The organism is Methylobacterium indicum (genome assembly GCF_001043895.1).
Lineage (GTDB): Bacteria > Pseudomonadota > Alphaproteobacteria > Rhizobiales > Beijerinckiaceae > Methylobacterium > Methylobacterium indicum.
Genome location: NZ_JTHF01000025.1, coordinates 1 through 15,121 on the forward strand (window position 1 = coordinate 1; position 15,121 = coordinate 15,121).

The following is a 15,121-nucleotide window of genomic DNA, read 5'->3' on the forward strand; positions in this document are numbered from 1 at the left end:
GGGTGGTGCAGAAGGCACCGCTGAGCCTCCTCCGGCACCACCCCCACCTCCAACTCCTCCCCACAAGGGGGAGGAGAGGCGCGCGACTTTCAAAAGGAGAAGCCGCTTAAACCGAGTTGTGTGAATGCGATAGCCGCGGGCGGGGAGAGGGGACGCCCTATCTGGGTGCGGGCAGCGGATCGGGGCTTCGTAACCTGCAAAGATGCTCCCTCATTCGGCACGAATACCTCGGCCAGCACGACGCGCCGAAGGCGCGAACAACGAGACAACGGGAGGAAAAACCCATGAGCCAGCAGGCCACCGTCCAGGACCTCAACGCCGACGCGCAATCCTGCGCCGCCTGGATCGCCCGGTTCCTGAAGGCGCGGGGGGTCGACCGGGTGTTCGGGCTCCAGGGCGGCCACATCCAGCCGATCTGGGACCATTGCGCCCGCCTCGGCATCCGCATCGTCGACGTGCGCGACGAGGGCGCCGCCGTCCACATGGCCCACGCCCATGCCGAGCTGACGGGAACGCTCGGCGTCTGCATGGCGACCGCCGGGCCCGGCGTCACCAACTGCGTCACCGGCATCGCCAACGCCTCGCTCGCCCGCGTGCCGGTGCTGCTGATCGGCGGCTGCACCTCGCGGGCGCAGGCCAATCTCGGCCCGCTCCAGGACATCCCGCACGTCGAGATCCTGCGCCCGGTCACCCGCCAGTCGCGCACCGCCCGGGTCGCCGACCAGGTGATCCGCGAGATCGACGAGGCGGTGGCCCGCGCCATGGGCGACCTGTCTGAGCCGGGCCCGGTCTACATCGAGATCCCGACCGACGTGCTGCGCGCCCACGTGCCGCCGCAGCTCGTCCTCGACGACTGGATGGCGCCGAAGGCGCCCCGCCTCCTGCCGCCCGATCCGGCGGCGGTGGCGCAGGCCGTCGAGGTGCTGTGGGGCGCGCGTCGCCCGCTGGTGGTGAGCGGGCGCGGGGCCAAGCAGGCCGGCCCCGAGCTGGTCCGCCTTCTCGACGCGCTCGGCGCGGTCTATCTCGACACCCAGGAGAGCCGCGGCCTCGTGCCGGCCGACCATCCCGCGACCGTCGGCGCGATGCGGGCCGCGGCGATGACCGAGGCCGACGTCGTCCTGGTGATCGGCCGCAAGCTCGACTACCAGCTCGGCTACGGCTCGCCGGCGGTGTTTCCCAACGCCCGCTTCGTGCGCATCGCCGACACGGCGGGGGAACTCGTCGACAACCGCCGCGGCGAGCCGGAATTGCTCGCGACTCCGAGCCTCGCGCTGACGGCGATCGTCGAGGCCGCGGGCAACCGGGTGCCCGCCCTCGAGCGGGAATGGGCGGAGGGCCTGCGCGCGCGCCACGTCAAGCGCTCGACCGGCGCCACGGTCCCGCAGACCGGAGACGACGGCCGGGTCCATCCGGCGGCGATCTTCGCGGCGATCCGCGAGGTCGCGGATCCCGACTACATCGCGGTGGCCGACGGCGGCGACCTCCTCAGCTTCGCCCGGGTCGGCCTCGAGGCGCGGACCTACCTCGATGCGGGGGCCTTCGGCTGCCTCGGCGTCGGGGTGCCCTACGCGGCGGCGGCCTCGCTCGCCCATCCGGACCGGCAGGTGATCTGCGTCACCGGCGACGGCGCCTTCGGCATCAACGCGATGGAGATCGACACCGCGGTCCGCCACGGCGCCAAGCCCGTCATCATCGTGTCGAACAACGCCGCCTGGAACATCGAGCGCTACGACCAGGAGTTCAATTACGGCGGCCGGGTCGTCGGCACGCTTCTGGCCGATTCCGACTATGCCGGCCTCGCCCGGGCGCTCGGCGCCCATGGCGAGCGGGTGACGCGGCCGGAGGACCTGGCCCCGGCGATCGCGCGGGCGCTCGCCAACGCCCCGGCGCTGATCGACGTCGCGACCTCGCAGGTCGCGGTGTCGTCGGATGCCCGCAAGGGCCTCGGCTTCGTGCCCGACTACCAGCCGCTCACCGCCTGGGACGACGCCGAGCGGCGCCGGCGCGGCGAGACCGTGTGACGGCTCACCGCGGCGCGCCGGGGGATTCCTCCGGCGCGCCGTCGGCGGCGCCGAGCATGAACCAGACCACGGCCGCCGTCTTGATCGAGAACGGCGAGTCGCTGATCACGAGAAGCAGGCAGGTATAGATCGCCATGGCGCAGCGCAGGCGCCAGGCGTGCCGGTTGCGCGCCGGCATCAGCACGAACAGGCCCCAGGCCACCAGCGCGCCGGGCACCCCGACCTGGGTCAGCGCGTAGGCGTAGCCGGAATCCGACAGGAAGAGCTTGTCGGGCATGATGCCGAACACGCCCTCCGGCGGCAGGGAGGTGATGAGGAGCGCGGCCCAGAGCAGGCGGCCCGCGATGTCGTTCTGCCAGCTCACCTGCATGCTCTCGAAACCGTAGACGGCGAGCGCGAGCAGGATGATGAAGGGCAGGGCGAACCAGAGCAGGCGCGGCAGGCGGTACCCCACCGCCATCGCCCCGGCGATCGCGACGCAGACATAGGCGCCGAAGCGGGCATCGGCCAGGATGACGGTGAGGGCGGCGCAGAGGAAGAGCCAGGCCCGCCCCCGCATGGTGCGGCGGTAGAGCGCCCAGGCGAACAGCACGGCGCCGAAATTGCCGGCCGAGACCGGTTCGAGGAAGACCGACGACACCCGGTGCGGCCCGAGGAACGGCAGGATGGTGCGCGAATCCGGCCGGATGCCGCTGGTGAACAGCGATCCGGTCAACTCGTTGATCTCCGAGGCCGACATGCTGCCGCGGGCCACGTAGTAGCGCACGATGTTGAAGTATTGCTGGTAGGTGTCGAACAGGCAATACTCGAACAGGCCCATCGCCACCACGATCACGCCGCAGGTCAGGACCGCCCGGTCGGCGTCGCGCAGGTCGGGATTGCGCATCCCGAGATTGTAGAACACGACGGGGATCAGGAAGTCGCGCACGCCCTTGACGTCGGTCGAGCCGCGCAACGCCAGGAGCAGCAGCCCGTAGGAGACCAGCCCGGCGAGGATCAGCCAGGGCCCGGCCCGCTCGTCGAGGGCAAAACCCAGGGTGAGCGCGATGATCGCCACCTCGGCGCCGATCACCGTGCCGCCGGAGACCGGGAAGCCGGCGGTGTTGAGGAAGCACAGGGCGGCGTTGAAGACGAGGGCGGCGACAAGCAGCAGGGAGGCGGCCCGGGCCTGGTAGGGCGCGCGCCAATCCGCGGCGGGGAGCGCGCGGGCGGCCCCGATGCCGATACCCATGCCGGGCCCCATGCCGCCCTCCTTGCCGGCGGCGGGGCCCGCCCGGCTCACGCCGCCCGCACCCGGCCGCCGAGGGACACGGGCGTGCGGCGGCGCGCCGCGGAGGCCCGCCGCGGCTCGACCGCCACGAGGCCGAGCAGCCCCTGCGCCCGGAAGCGGCCGGCCCCGTCGAGGGTGGCGAGCAGGCGCTCGAGGCGGCTTCGCGTCATCCGGCCGGGCGCGACGACGAGGAGGATCGCGTCGGAGGTCTCGGGGATCGACAGCCAGCCGTCGCCGTGGCCGACATCCCGCTCGGCCACGATGATCTCGGGCCGGGTCATCCGCTCGACCCCGCGGGCGGGATCGAGCACGGCGAGCCGGCCGCGCACCGGCGCGTCGCCGCGGGGGCCGTCGCCGAAGCAGAGGCGGGCCTGGGCCTGCTCGGGCACCAACAGGGCCGGCTCGCCGAGGCGCATGAGGAGGTCGGCGAGCACCTCGGCCGCGTGCAGGCGCTCGGGGCCGAGCCCCTCGGAGACCACCGTGACGACCACCGCCTGGCTGCGGTTGGACAGCCGCGTGCGCAGCTCCCGGGCGGCGGTGACGAGCGCTTCCTCGGCGCTCGCGCCCCGGCCGGCCCGGCCCGGCCGCGACAGCCGCGCCCAGACCGGCGCGCCGGCCGCCCCGAGGCCCGCGACCGTCGTGATGTTGCCGCGCCACAGGTCGTAGAGGAAGCCGAGGATCAGCCCGAGGATCGCCCCGAACAGGCCGGCGGCCACCACGACGATCGGGGCCGGCGTGTCCGAGGGCTTGAGCGGCACCGTGGCCCGCGAGACGATCTGCGAGTTGCTCGGATTGATCGATTGCTGCTGCTCCAGGTCCTTCGTCCGGTCGAGGACGAGGTTGTAGGTGCGCCGGATCGCCTCCGCCTCGCTCTCGAGCTGGCGCAGGCGGATGCCCTCCTGGTTGCTGCTGGTCTGGGTCTGGATCAGTCGCTCGGCGCGGCCGCGCAGCTGGCGCAGCGATTCCTCGCCCCGGCGCAGGTCCTCCTCGATGGTGCGGCGGATCCGGTCGGCCTCGGCGGCGATCAGCCGGGCGGTGGCGGCGCGCTGGGCCGACAGCGCGATCATCTGCGGGTGGTTCGGCCCGAGGCTGCGGGAGAGCTGGGCGATCTCCTGGAGGGTCTGGGCGTACTGGGTGCGCAGGGACACCATCACCTGCGAGGTGTCGGATTCCGGCACCGCCTGGCCCTGGCCGTCGGGGAAGCGCAGCTGGCGCACCTGCTCGCGCCGGGCCGAGAGCCGGGCGAGGTTGGTCTCGGCGGCGGTGATCTGGGTGTAGAGGTCCTTGATCTGCTGCGAGACCAGGAGGCCGGCATCGCCGGAGCCGATCAGGCCCTTCTCGGCCCGGTAGCGCTCCACCGCCACGTCGGCCCGGTTGAGCTGGGCGCGCAGGTCCGCGGCCTGGGTCAGCAGCGCCTCGTTGGCCCGGCGCACCGCCGAGACCCGGTCCCGGGCGCCGATCTCGAAGAACTGGGCCGCGATGGTGTTGGCGATCTCGGCGGCGCGCCGGGCATCCGGGTAGGCGACGGTGAGCTGGAAGTTGAACGAGTTCTCGACCCGGCGCACCACGATGCGCTTGCGCAGGGCCTCGAGCGCCACGACCGCCGGGTCGGCGCCGGCCGGCGCGCCGCGGGTGAGGACCGGGTCGTGGTCGAGGCCGAGCTGCGTCACGACCGCGTCGAGGAGCTTGGTCGAGAGCAGGATCAGCGACTGGCTCTCGAGATTGGCGAAATCGAGCTGGGCCGGGGCGTCCTGGCGCGACAGGCCGCGCCCGACGATCTGGAGGGCCTGCGGGTCGATCAGGAGTTCGACGGTGGCGCGGTAGGTCGGCACCTGGCGCAGGGTGAAGAGGCCGCCGAGGAGCCCCATCGCGCAGGCGCCCGCGACGATCCACAGCGCGCGCCGGCGCGCCGAGCCCCACAGGTCCGCGAGGGTGCCGCCGGTCCGGCGGGGACTCGCCGCGGCGGGCTCTGCCGTCGCCATCTCGTAGCCCTGACTCATGCGCGATCCGATCGATGGCTCCGCGACGCGCGACACCGGTTTCGTCCGACGGCGTCGACCACACGTGATCGCCGCCGGCCTCTCTCGTCGAAGTCCCGCCGGGCGATCGCCTCGCCCGGACTGCGCGGGACCAGTCGAGATCGGGTCCGATCCCGGCTTCGAATTGGATCGACCGGTCGCGGCAACATTCCGCCTCGGCGGAATCTTGCCGTATCGACGATATCCTGTGCCTCATCGGCCGAAAACCGAAGGTCTCCGTCCGTCCACCGCCGAACAGGCCTCCGTCGACCGTTCTCCATCCGGCGGGGTGTGGCAGACAACTTAGTCGCGGTTCGGTTACCGATCCCGCCGCCATTCCGGCGCCCGGACCATGCCAATCTGAGACAAGGCGGCGCTCAGGACGGGAGCGCCGCGGCGGGTCCCGGCGCGACGCGCTCCGGCGCCCGGGCCTCGACTTCGGCCTCGGCGAGCCGCGCGTCGTTGCGCCGGAACCAGGCGAGGGACGGGCGCTCGACGAGCCGGTAGGTGAGGGCCGCCAGCGGCACCGTGACGGCGACGAGGCCGGCCGCGACCGCGAGGTTCGCCGCCCCCGAGCCGAAATCGAGGAAGCGGTCGTGCCCGAGGATCACCGTCCGGGGAAAGCCGGTGCGCGCCTCGACGGCGTGCATCGCGGTGGTGAAGACCTGGATCACCGGGACGTGCAGCAAATAGATCGAGAACGACCACAGGCCGAGGCGCTGCAGCGCTCCGGCGCGGGCGGCCTCCGACACGGCGCCGCGCTGATGCGAGAACAGCGCGATGGACGCGGCGAAGACGAGGCTCGCCCCGCAGGCGAGGGGACCGGGGGGCGTCGCCGCCACGAGCAGCGCCACGGCGAGGAGCGCCGCCGTCTCGGCGATCGTCGCGCCGCCGCGGGAGAGCCGCACCGCATCCCGCAGGGTGTAGGCGAGGCAGCCGAGGAACATGTCGAACAGGCAGCGCACGATGCCCCAGTTCTGGATCACGAACAGCGTGCGCGGGCTCAGCCACCACAGCGCCAGCGCGCTCACCCCCGCGAGGCCGGCGAAGACGAGGCGGGCGCGGGGACCCGCCGCCATCACGGCGAGCGCGAGCACCAGCGAGGCGTAGAACTCGACCGCGATGCTCCAGGACGGGAAGTTCCAGCTGTAGTCGCCGAAGGTGCGGAAGTTGTGCAGGAAGGTCAGGTGGGTCAGGATCTCGACCGGCCGGTGCCCGGCTCCGAAGGGCGGCGTCGCCACCGGCAGGCCGGCATGGTGCGAGAGGTAGGCCTGGCGCACCAGCTCGACCCCGATCAGCAGGCCGAGCGTCGCGGCGTGCAGCGGCCAGAGCCGGCCGAAGCGCATCAGCCCGAAGCGCAGCAGCCTCAGGCGCCACGCCTGGCGGTCCGTCGCCAGCCGGTCGCCATAGGCGTGCAGCAGCACGAAACCCGACAGCACGAAGAAGATGTCGACGCAGAATTGCAGGTTCGGGAACCAGGCCTGCGGTTGCAGCGGATGGGCGAGCGGCATGTGGAAGAACGCCACCGCGAGCGCGCAGACGCCCCGGCCCGCATCCAGCGCCTCGAACCGATTTGACCCGTCACGCCCGCGCATCGCCCGCCACCCGTCCCGTTCCCGTGCAATCCCGGCCGGTCCCGGGACTCCGGGGGCAGGGCATCGCGGCAATTGCGCAGGATCGGTGCCGCGGGATCGGCGCCGAACAGCACCTTATCCCCACGATAGCCGTGACTTAACCAGGTCGGCATAAGGCATTTGATTTCCGGACTGTAACTCTCTACGCTGCCATACCAGTCGACGGGGACGGGACATGGCTTCTGCGCAGGACATACGGACGATTCTGGCGCGCCACGGCACCCTCGGCAGCACGATCGATCGTCTCTCCGACGATGCCGACCTGTTCGACAACGGCCTCGACTCGTTCGGCGCGGTCCAGGTGATGATGGACCTGGAAGACCACTTCGAGGTCGAGTTCCCGGAACACCTCCTGAACCGCGACGTCTTCTCGACGATCCGCTCGCTGCAGGATCTGGTGGCGTCGCAGGTGTTGCGGAAGGCGGCCTGATCTCGGGTCGACTTGCGGACCAGTGTCCGACGTTCAGAGCCTGCTTGAACGACCCGACCGGATAAAGGCGCCCCCGTCTTTCCGGAGACGTGTCGCGAAGCCCGGAATCCGGACACGCGGCCGTCCGATGATCAAGCCGAGCGTTGGCTATATCCTCTTCAACCCTGCGCGGTTCTGACTTCCGGGATCCGCTTTCGCGGCGCCCAGGACGATCCGGGGACGCTTTCGCGACGAGACGAGCACGGGTTTCCCCTCTCCCCGCCCGCGGGGAGAGGGGAAACCCTGCGCCAGGCGCAGCAGGGCGCTCAGTTGAACTTGCCGCTCGCCGCCGCACCGTCCGGCCCGGTGATCTGGACGACGCCCTTGGGCGCGGCGCCGAGCGCCACCTCGGCCTCGCCGGAGAGTCCCGCCCCGGACGGGGCCAGGACGACGCGGGCGGGCTTGCCGCCGACGACCAGGATCGCCGTGCCCTTGAAGCCGGCCGGGGACACGGCCTTCTCCTTGGCGTCGTAGATCGTCACCTCGACCCGCCGGTCCTTGGTCACGAGCTCGATATGGTAGGGCCCCGCATCGACGATGCGCCCGCCATGGTGGCCGGTCCCCTCGTGGGCGCAGGCGTGGTGGGCGCAGAAGGGCAGGGCGATCGCCAGGGTGCCGGCGGTGACGAAGCGGCGGATCAGCATCGGGTCTCTCCAAGGTGCGGGGAATCGGGAGAAGGGATCAATAGAGGTCGGCCGACGCGGCGCCCGCGGGCGTAGGCGCCGGAGCGGCCTCCCGCGCCGCCATCAGGCGCTCCAGGGGGCGGCGGCCGAAGCGCAGGATCAGCACCGGCGTCAGCAGCGCGTCGAGGAGGGTGGCGCTGACGAGGCCGCCGAAGATCGTCACCGCCACGGGGTGCAGGATCTCCTTGCCGGGGCTCGCGGCGTCATGGAGCAGCGGCACCAGGGCGACGCCGGCCGAGAGCGCGGTCATCAGCACCGGGGTCAGCCGCTCCAGGCTCGCGCGGACCACGAGGTCCGGCCCGAACGGCACACCCTCGTGCAGCGCCAGGTTCAGGGTGTGGCTGACCTTGAGGATGCCGTTGCGGGCCGCGATGCCGGTGAGCGTGATGAAGCCGATCATCGAGGCGACGGAGAGCGGCTGGCCGGCGAGCCACAGGGCCGCCACCGAGCCGACGAGCGCCAGCGGCACGCTGCCGAGGATGATCAGCGCCAGGGCGGCCGAGCGGTAGCGGCTGTAGAGGAGCGCGAAGATCAGCCCCAGCGAGACCAGCGACAGGGCGCCGATGGTGCGGCTCGCCTCTTCCTGCGCCTGGAAGGTGCCCTCCAGGCTCGCGAACGTCCCCGGCGGCAGGGTCTCGGCGGCCACGACCCGGCGGATCGCCGTCACGATCTCCGCCATGTCGGAGCCGGCGGTGGTGTTCGCCATCACGACGAGGCGGCGCCTCCCGTTCTCGCGCAGGATCTGGTTCGGGCCGTCGGTCTCGCGGATGTCGGCGACCTGGCGCGCCGGCACCCAGCCGGACGGCGTCTCGACCAGGAGGTCGCTCAGGGTCGCGGTGGTGCGCTGCGCCTCGGGCAGGCGGATGACCACGTCGAAGCGGCGATAGCCGTCGACCACCGTGGAGACCAGGCGCCCGTTGGAGAGCCGGCTGATCTGCTCGACCAGGGCCGCCGGCTGCACCCCGTAGAGCGCCGCCCGGCCGTAATCGACCCGGATCTCGAGCTGCGGGATCCGCGTCTGCTTCTCGATCTGGAGGTCGGCGAGACCGGGGATCGCCCGCATCCGCTCCTGGAGCGAGGCCGCCACGCGCCGTAAGGCATCCAGGTCCTCGCCGAAGATCTTGAGCGCGATCTCGGCCCGGACGCCGGACAGCATGTGGTCGAGCCGGTGCGAGATCGGCTGGCCGACATTGACCGAGACCGGCAGTACCGCCAACCGCCGGCGGATCTCCGCCACCAGCTCCGCCTTCGGCCGGCCGCCGCCCTTGAGCGCCACTTCGAGATCGGAGGAATGGACGCCCTCGGCATGCTCGTCGAGCTCGGCCCGGCCGGTGCGCCGGCCGACGGCCGCGACCTCCGGGATCTCCATCAGGAGCCGCTCGGCGATCGCTCCGACCCGGCTGCTCTCGGTGAGCGAGATGCCGGGCGTGAACGCCATGGTGACGGTGAACGAACCCTCGTTGAAGGGCGGCAGGAAGGCCCGCGGCAGCTGCGAGGCGGCGAGGCCTGCACCGACCACCAGGGCTGCGACGGTGCCGACCAGCAGCCGCTGGTGGCGGAACACGACCCGAAGAGCGGCGGCGTTGGCGCGCTTGAGCGCCCGGATGAAGCGGCTCTCATGCTCCTCCAGGCTCTTGAGGCCCGGCAGCAGCCAGGAGGCGAGGACCGGCGTGAGCGTGATCGAGACGACGAGGCTCGCCAGGATCGACACGATGTAGGCCTGCCCCAGCGGCGCGAAGAGCCGTCCCTCGATACCCGAGAGGGCAAAGAGCGGCACGAAGACGAGCACGATGATCGCCGTGGCGTAGACGATGCCCGACCGCACCTCGTTCGAGGCCGCGACCACCACCGCGAAGACCGAGCGCGGGTTGCCGGCGGCCCGGTTCTCGCGCAGGCGCCGAAAGATGTTCTCGACGTCGACCACCGCGTCGTCGACCAGTTCGCCGATCGCGATGGCCAGCCCCCCGAGCGTCATCGTGTTGATCGACAGCCCGAGCAGGTGGAACACGAGTGCCGTCGTCAGGATCGAGACCGGAATCGCGGTGAGCGAGATCAGGGTGGTGCGGACGTTCAGCAGGAAGGCGAACAGCACCAGCGCCACGACGGCGATCGCCTCGACCAGCACCCGCTCGACATTGCCGATCGAGGTCTCGATGAAATCGGCCTGGCGAAACAGGATCTTGTCGGCCGAGATGCCGGCGGGCAGCGAGGGCGCGAGGTCCTTGAGCGCCGCCTCGATGGTGCGCGTCAGCGCCACCGTATCGACGTCCGGCTGCTTCTCGACCGAGACGATCACCGCGGGCCGTCCCTGGTAGCCGCCCTCGCCGCGCTTGGCCTTCGCCGCGAACGAGACATCCGCCACCTGGCGCAGCCGCACCGGGGCGTTGCCGGCGGCCCCGACCACGAGGTCGCGCAGATCCTCCAGGCTCATCGTGCGGGCGATGTTCCGGATCAGGTATTCGCGGGAATACTGGTCGGTGAAGCCGCCGCCGGCATTGGTGCCGAATTGCTGGAGGCTCGAATCGAGCTGGGCGTTGGTGACCCCGAGCGCCCGCATCGCCGCCGGGTTCGGGGCGACGCGGAACTGGCGCACCTCGCCGCCGATCGGGATCACCTGCGCCACGCCCGGCACGGTGAGAAGCCGCGGGCGGAGCACGAAATCGGCGGTCTCGCGCAGCTCCATCGGGCTCGCGGATTCGCCCGTGACCGCGATCAGCAGCACCTGACCCATGATCGAGGAGACCGGGCCCATCTGGGGCGTCACCCCGCGGGGCAGCTGATCCTGGACCAGGGCCAGCCGCTCGGCGACCTGCTGGCGGTTGCGGTAGATGTCGGTGCCCCAGGCGAACTCGACATAGACCACCGCGAGGCCGACGCCCGAGACCGAGCGCACCCGCGTCACCCCGGGCAGGCCGTTGAGGCGGGTCTCTACGGGATAGGTCACCATCTGCTCGACCTCCGGGGGCGCGTAGCCCTCGGCCTCGACCATGATGGTGACGGTCGGCCGGTTGAGGTCGGGGAAGACGTCGACCGGGAGACGGGTGAGGCTGAACGCGCCGTAGAGCACCAGCACGAGAGCCAGCGCCAGGACGAGCAGGCGGTTGCGCAGGGATTGCGTGACCAGGAAGGAGAACATGTTTTGTCGCCCCCTACCGGACCTGATCCAGGAGCTCGGCGCCCTGGACCACCACGCGGGTGCCGGGCGTCACGCCGGCCTCGACCAGAACCCGGGACCCGTCGAGGGGCGCGACCCGCACCGGCCGCGCCTCGTAGCGCTCCGCGGCGGTGTGGGCGTAGACCACGTCCTGGCCGTTGGCATTGCGCACCACGCTCGCCCGCGGCAGGGCGAGGCCGTGCTGCTCGGCGTCGGTGGCGGCGAGCACGGTGACGAACTGGCCGACCCGCAGGCCTTCCGACCCACCCTGGATCGCGAACTGCACGGGGATCGCCTGGTTGCGGTCGGCGAGCCCCGCGCCCTGATAGGCGAGCGGCAGCGTCCGCCCGTCGGCCATCCGCGCGGTGGCATCGGCCGCGGGCGTCAGGGCATCGAAGCTCAAGGCCTCGACCCAGAGCCTTTCGGGGTTGACGATCTGAAACACCATCTGGCCGGGCGCGGCCATCTGGCCGGCGACCGCCGCGGCCTCGGCGATCACCCCGCCGACCGGAGCGGTGAGGACTTCCGGTTCCTGGCGGATGCGGTCGAGGGCGGTGCGGCGGTCCTTGAGGCCCTTCAATTCGTCCTGCGCCTCGTCGAGCTGGACCTGCGAGACCGCGCCGCTGGGGCTGAGCTTGAGGTAGCGATCGACCCGGCGCTGCACGATGGCGATCTGCTGGTCGAGCTCGCCCTGGCGCTGGCGCATGTCGGAGAGATCGACCCGCTGCACCGGCGGGGTGACGAGCGCCAGCGCCTCGCCCGCGCGCACTTTCGTGCCGAGCCGCGGGAAGGTGCCGGAGGGCGGCGGCGCCAGGCGGCCGCCGACGGAGGATTGCACCACGCCGCTCGCGTTCGGGTCCGGGATGATGCGACCGGGCAGCGAGACGGTGCGGCGGAAGGCGCCCTCGGCCGCGACCTGCGTGCGCAGGGAGAGCAGGCGCTGGGTGGGTTTCGGCACGAACACCGCCCCGTCGGCGAGGCGCTGGGCGAGATCGGTGGGCGGCGGCACGAAGGCCGCGCGGGTCTCCGGGTGGTCGTGCCCCTCATGCGCGAAGGCGGTGGCGCCGAGAACCAGGGTCGCGGCCAGCACCAGGACCGCGAGGACGGGCGCCCGGCGCCCGGCCCGCATCAGCGCCATGGCGGCGAGGCCGAGCGCGAAGCCTCCCGCCGCGAAGAGCCCGGCGCCGGGATCGCGGGCGGCGAATTTTTCGGTCAGGCGCTCCTTGAGCCCCTGCATCCAGCCCTCGCTCGCATGCTCGGCATGGGTCGGCGCGGCGGCGGCGCTCTCCCGGGCCGGGGCCAGGGCGACCGCCAGCGAGAGCACGTCGACGTCGGCGCCGGCCGTCACCGTGACGACGAGGTCGAGGTGATCTTGCCCGGGGTCGCGCGCCGCCAGCCAGGGTGCGGGCAGGCGGTAGCGGCCATCCGCCTCGGGCGTCGCCGGGGCGGGGCCGGACGGCGTCTCGACCTCGAGCGCGGCGTCGGTGATCGGCTCGCCCGTGGCGAAGCGATCGAGGTAGAGGACGATCGCGTCGCCCCGGGGAATCGCCACCAGCTCGAAGGCGGCGGAGGACGCCTCGCCGCGGGGCGCGATGGTCTTCGAGACCGGCGCCTGCGGGGCGCCGTGGTCGTGGCCCTCGTGGGCCTGAACCGATCCGGCGAGGTGGGCGGAGAGGAACGGCAGCGCCAGCAGGGCGAGCGCCAGGGCCAACGCGTGCGGCGCGGCCGGCAACCGGAACGGAAACATCTGAGGAGGAACCTTCGCGAGCGGACGTCGAGGGGCGCCCGCGGGAGCGTCCACCCGTCAGGGCGGCGCATCGGCGCGGGGCGCGGGCGTCAGGCGAAGGATCTCGGGGGACGTGCGGGGGAATCCGGCACGATGCCGGCGGGCACCGCCTCCGCGGCGATGGCGAGCCGGCGGGCCGGGGTGGGCGCGGGGAACGCCGCCAAGCCGTCGGGGAGCAGGCCGGGCACGCAGCAGGATGCGCCCATCAAGCAGCACAGACCGTTGCAAGGCCGGGCGGCAGGTCCCCCGTCCGGGTCGCCGACGGTCAGACGGGCCCCCTGCGCGGCAATGCGCGCCTCGGCCAGCGTCAGCGCCGCGGGCGCGTCGAGGGACATCCCATGGTGCGTGTGACCCTGATGCGCGTGACCCTGATGGGCCTGCGCTGACGACGCCCCGACCACCGACGCGCCGACGCACGCGGCGATCATCACGATCACCGCGGCGAAGAGCCGTACGAGGGGACGGGGCAGGGACATGGCGGCAGGATACCAGATTCCGGGGTACTGGGAAGCCGGAGCGTCGAGCCTCAGCCCGGCCCGGGCGTCTTGTCCGGATAGCGGCACAGGTCGGCGATCGGGCAGCGCCAGCATTCGGGCTTCCTCGCCTTGCAGACGTAGCGCCCGTGCAGGATCAGCCAGTGGTGGGCGTTGAGGCGGTAGGGCTCGGGCACGATCGCCTCCAGCCCCGCCTGCACCTTGTCGGTGGTCGAACCGGGCGCGAGCGGCACCCGGTTCGAGACCCGGAAGATGTGGGTGTCGACCGCGATGGTCGGCTCGCCGAAGGCGACGTTGAGCACCACGCTGGCGGTCTTCTTGCCGACGCCGGGCAGCACCTCCAGGTGCTCGCGCTCCCGCGGCACCGCGCCACCATGCTCCTCGATCAGGATGCGCGAGAGCGCGATGACGTTCTTGGCCTTGGTGTTGAACAGCCCGATCGTGCGGATGTGGTGCCGCACCACCTCCTCGCCCAGCGCCAGCATCGCCGCCGGGTTGTCGGCTTTGGCGAAGAGCGGCGCGGTGGCGATGTTCACGCTCTTGTCGGTGGCCTGGGCCGAGAGCACCACCGCGACGAGCAGCGTGTAGGGATTCAGGTATTCGAGGTCGGAGCGCGGCTCGGGGTTGGCGGCGCTGAGCCGCGCGAAGATCTCTGCGAGCGTCGCGGCGTCGACCGGCTCCGGCGTGGTCGCGCGGGCGGTGAGCGGCTTCACGAGCGCCGCCTTCGCGGAGGCTGCCTTGGGGGCTCCCCTGGGAGGCGCTCCTTTGGGAAGGGCTCCCTTGGGAAGGGCTCCCTTGGCGGCACCCGCTTTCATGCGCGGCGCCTCGGCGGGTGCGGTGATTTGGTCGGGGGCGGCCTGCTTCCGGCGAGTCATGGGTGCCTTATATGTGGCGCATGGCGAGCGGCAAGGCACCCGACGACGCACGGACGCGGCACCCCTACGGGCGTGACCCGGACGCGATCGAGCGCCCGGTCTTCTCCGCGACCATCCGGCCGCATTGCTCGCTGTCGCGCCTCGGCTTCCGGGTGGTGATGGTTTTTTGCGGCGGCGTCGCCCTGGTGACGGGGATCGCGTTCCTGCAGATGGGAATGTGGCCGGTCACCGGCTTCTTCGGCCTCGACATCGCGGCGCTCTGGCTGGCGCTCACCCTCAATGCCCGCCGCGGCCGCTCCTTCGAGGAGGTGGTGATCAGCCAGATCGAGGTGCTGGTCGCCCGCGTCAGCCACCGCGGCGAGCGGGCGGAGTGGCGCTTCAACCCGCTCTGGACCCGGCTGCACAAGGTCGAGGACGAGGAATACGGGCTGATGTCGCTGTCCTTCGTGTCGCGCGGCCAACGGGTGCTGGTCGCCCGCGACGCCTCGCCGATCGAGCGGCAGGTGGTGGCCGACGGGCTGACGCGGGCGCTCGCCGAGGTGAAGAAGGGGTATTAGCGCCCGGTTTTTCGTGGCGCCCCTTTCCCGGACGACTGGAGCCGTAGCGGAAGGAGATCCGGGATCCAGAGAAGATGTGCCGCGAAGCGGCTCTGGCTGCTGCACCGTTGCAGACATCCGGACGCTTCGCGAGGTCTCGTGCTGGTTCCCGGATCTCCTT

At 71.9% G+C, this 15,121-nt stretch carries 11 protein-coding genes; 3 read left to right on the forward strand and 8 right to left on the reverse strand.

Annotated elements, in window-relative coordinates; genetic code table 11:
- The first annotated feature begins 284 nt into the window (after positions 1–284).
- Positions 285–2,021 (forward strand): thiamine pyrophosphate-binding protein, encoded by a 1,737-nt coding sequence (locus tag QR78_RS03590; protein ID WP_048426128.1) that lies wholly within the window; start codon positions 285–287, stop codon positions 2,019–2,021.
- 4 nt (positions 2,022–2,025) lie between these two features.
- On the opposite strand, the gene QR78_RS03595 is transcribed toward QR78_RS03590, so the two are convergent.
- From QR78_RS03595 to QR78_RS03605, 3 genes are all read right to left on the reverse strand, one after another.
- The gene (locus tag QR78_RS03595) at positions 2,026–3,303 is read right to left on the reverse strand and encodes a UDP-phosphate alpha N-acetylglucosaminyltransferase (protein WP_125901394.1); all 1,278 of its coding nucleotides are present in this window, start codon (positions 3,301–3,303) and stop codon (positions 2,026–2,028) included.
- Positions 3,300–5,291 (reverse strand): GumC family protein, encoded by a 1,992-nt coding sequence (locus QR78_RS03600; RefSeq protein WP_125940029.1) that lies wholly within the window; start codon positions 5,289–5,291, stop codon positions 3,300–3,302. The genes QR78_RS03595 and QR78_RS03600 overlap by 4 nt, the downstream gene beginning before the upstream one ends.
- Before the next feature lie 395 nt (positions 5,292–5,686).
- A complete protein-coding gene (locus tag QR78_RS03605; RefSeq protein WP_048426130.1) occupies positions 5,687–6,904 on the reverse strand; it encodes an acyltransferase family protein in 1,218 nt (405 codons plus the stop codon).
- A 214-nt stretch (positions 6,905–7,118) separates the two neighbouring features.
- Here QR78_RS03605 and QR78_RS03610 point away from each other — a divergent pair, with 214 nt between their 5' ends.
- Positions 7,119–7,373, forward strand: coding sequence for an acyl carrier protein (locus QR78_RS03610; RefSeq protein WP_048426131.1), 255 nt, complete (start codon positions 7,119–7,121; stop codon positions 7,371–7,373).
- A 305-nt stretch (positions 7,374–7,678) separates the two neighbouring features.
- Here QR78_RS03610 and QR78_RS03615 read toward each other — a convergent pair whose 3' ends face one another.
- The 5 genes from QR78_RS03615 to nth form a co-directional block, all read right to left on the reverse strand.
- The gene (locus tag QR78_RS03615) at positions 7,679–8,056 is read right to left on the reverse strand and encodes a hypothetical protein (RefSeq protein ID WP_048426132.1); all 378 of its coding nucleotides are present in this window, start codon (positions 8,054–8,056) and stop codon (positions 7,679–7,681) included.
- 37 nt (positions 8,057–8,093) lie between these two features.
- Positions 8,094–11,231 carry an efflux RND transporter permease subunit gene (locus QR78_RS03620; protein ID WP_048426133.1) on the reverse strand — a complete coding sequence of 1,046 codons (3,138 nt, stop codon included), beginning with the start codon at positions 11,229–11,231 and terminating at the stop codon, positions 8,094–8,096.
- 13 nt (positions 11,232–11,244) lie between these two features.
- Entirely contained in the window at positions 11,245–12,996 is a 1,752-nt protein-coding gene (locus QR78_RS03625; RefSeq protein ID WP_048426134.1) for an efflux RND transporter periplasmic adaptor subunit, read from the reverse strand.
- Positions 12,997–13,085: 89 nt separating this feature from the next.
- Positions 13,086–13,625 (reverse strand): hypothetical protein, encoded by a 540-nt coding sequence (locus QR78_RS31800; protein ID WP_125940030.1) that lies wholly within the window; start codon positions 13,623–13,625, stop codon positions 13,086–13,088.
- Positions 13,562–14,404: an endonuclease III gene (gene nth, locus QR78_RS03635; RefSeq protein ID WP_244276523.1), complete on the reverse strand. Its 843-nt coding sequence runs from the start codon at positions 14,402–14,404 to the stop codon at positions 13,562–13,564. The genes QR78_RS31800 and nth overlap by 64 nt, the downstream gene beginning before the upstream one ends.
- Positions 14,405–14,424: 20 nt before the next feature.
- Here nth and QR78_RS03640 point away from each other — a divergent pair, with 20 nt between their 5' ends.
- Positions 14,425–14,961: a DUF2244 domain-containing protein gene (locus tag QR78_RS03640; RefSeq protein WP_048426136.1), complete on the forward strand. Its 537-nt coding sequence runs from the start codon at positions 14,425–14,427 to the stop codon at positions 14,959–14,961.
- Positions 14,962–15,121 lie beyond the last annotated feature (160 nt).

Bases quoted from the DNA above. Each gene is read 5' to 3' on its own strand.
- QR78_RS03590 (WP_048426128.1), top strand. From the start codon at position 285: ATGAGCCAGCAGGCCACCGTCCAGGACCTCAACGCCGACGCGCAATCC.
- QR78_RS03600 (WP_125940029.1), bottom strand. From the start codon at position 5,291: ATGAGTCAGGGCTACGAGATGGCGACGGCAGAGCCCGCCGCGGCGAGT.
- QR78_RS03605 (WP_048426130.1), bottom strand. From the start codon at position 6,904: ATGCGCGGGCGTGACGGGTCAAATCGGTTCGAGGCGCTGGATGCGGGC.
- QR78_RS03610 (WP_048426131.1), top strand. From the start codon at position 7,119: ATGGCTTCTGCGCAGGACATACGGACGATTCTGGCGCGCCACGGCACC.
- QR78_RS03615 (WP_048426132.1), bottom strand. From the start codon at position 8,056: ATGCTGATCCGCCGCTTCGTCACCGCCGGCACCCTGGCGATCGCCCTG.
- QR78_RS03620 (WP_048426133.1), bottom strand. From the start codon at position 11,231: ATGTTCTCCTTCCTGGTCACGCAATCCCTGCGCAACCGCCTGCTCGTC.
- QR78_RS03625 (WP_048426134.1), bottom strand. From the start codon at position 12,996: ATGTTTCCGTTCCGGTTGCCGGCCGCGCCGCACGCGTTGGCCCTGGCG.
- QR78_RS31800 (WP_125940030.1), bottom strand. From the start codon at position 13,625: ATGCTGGCGCTGCCCGATCGCCGACCTGTGCCGCTATCCGGACAAGAC.
- nth (WP_244276523.1), bottom strand. From the start codon at position 14,404: ATGACTCGCCGGAAGCAGGCCGCCCCCGACCAAATCACCGCACCCGCC.
- QR78_RS03640 (WP_048426136.1), top strand. From the start codon at position 14,425: ATGGCGAGCGGCAAGGCACCCGACGACGCACGGACGCGGCACCCCTAC.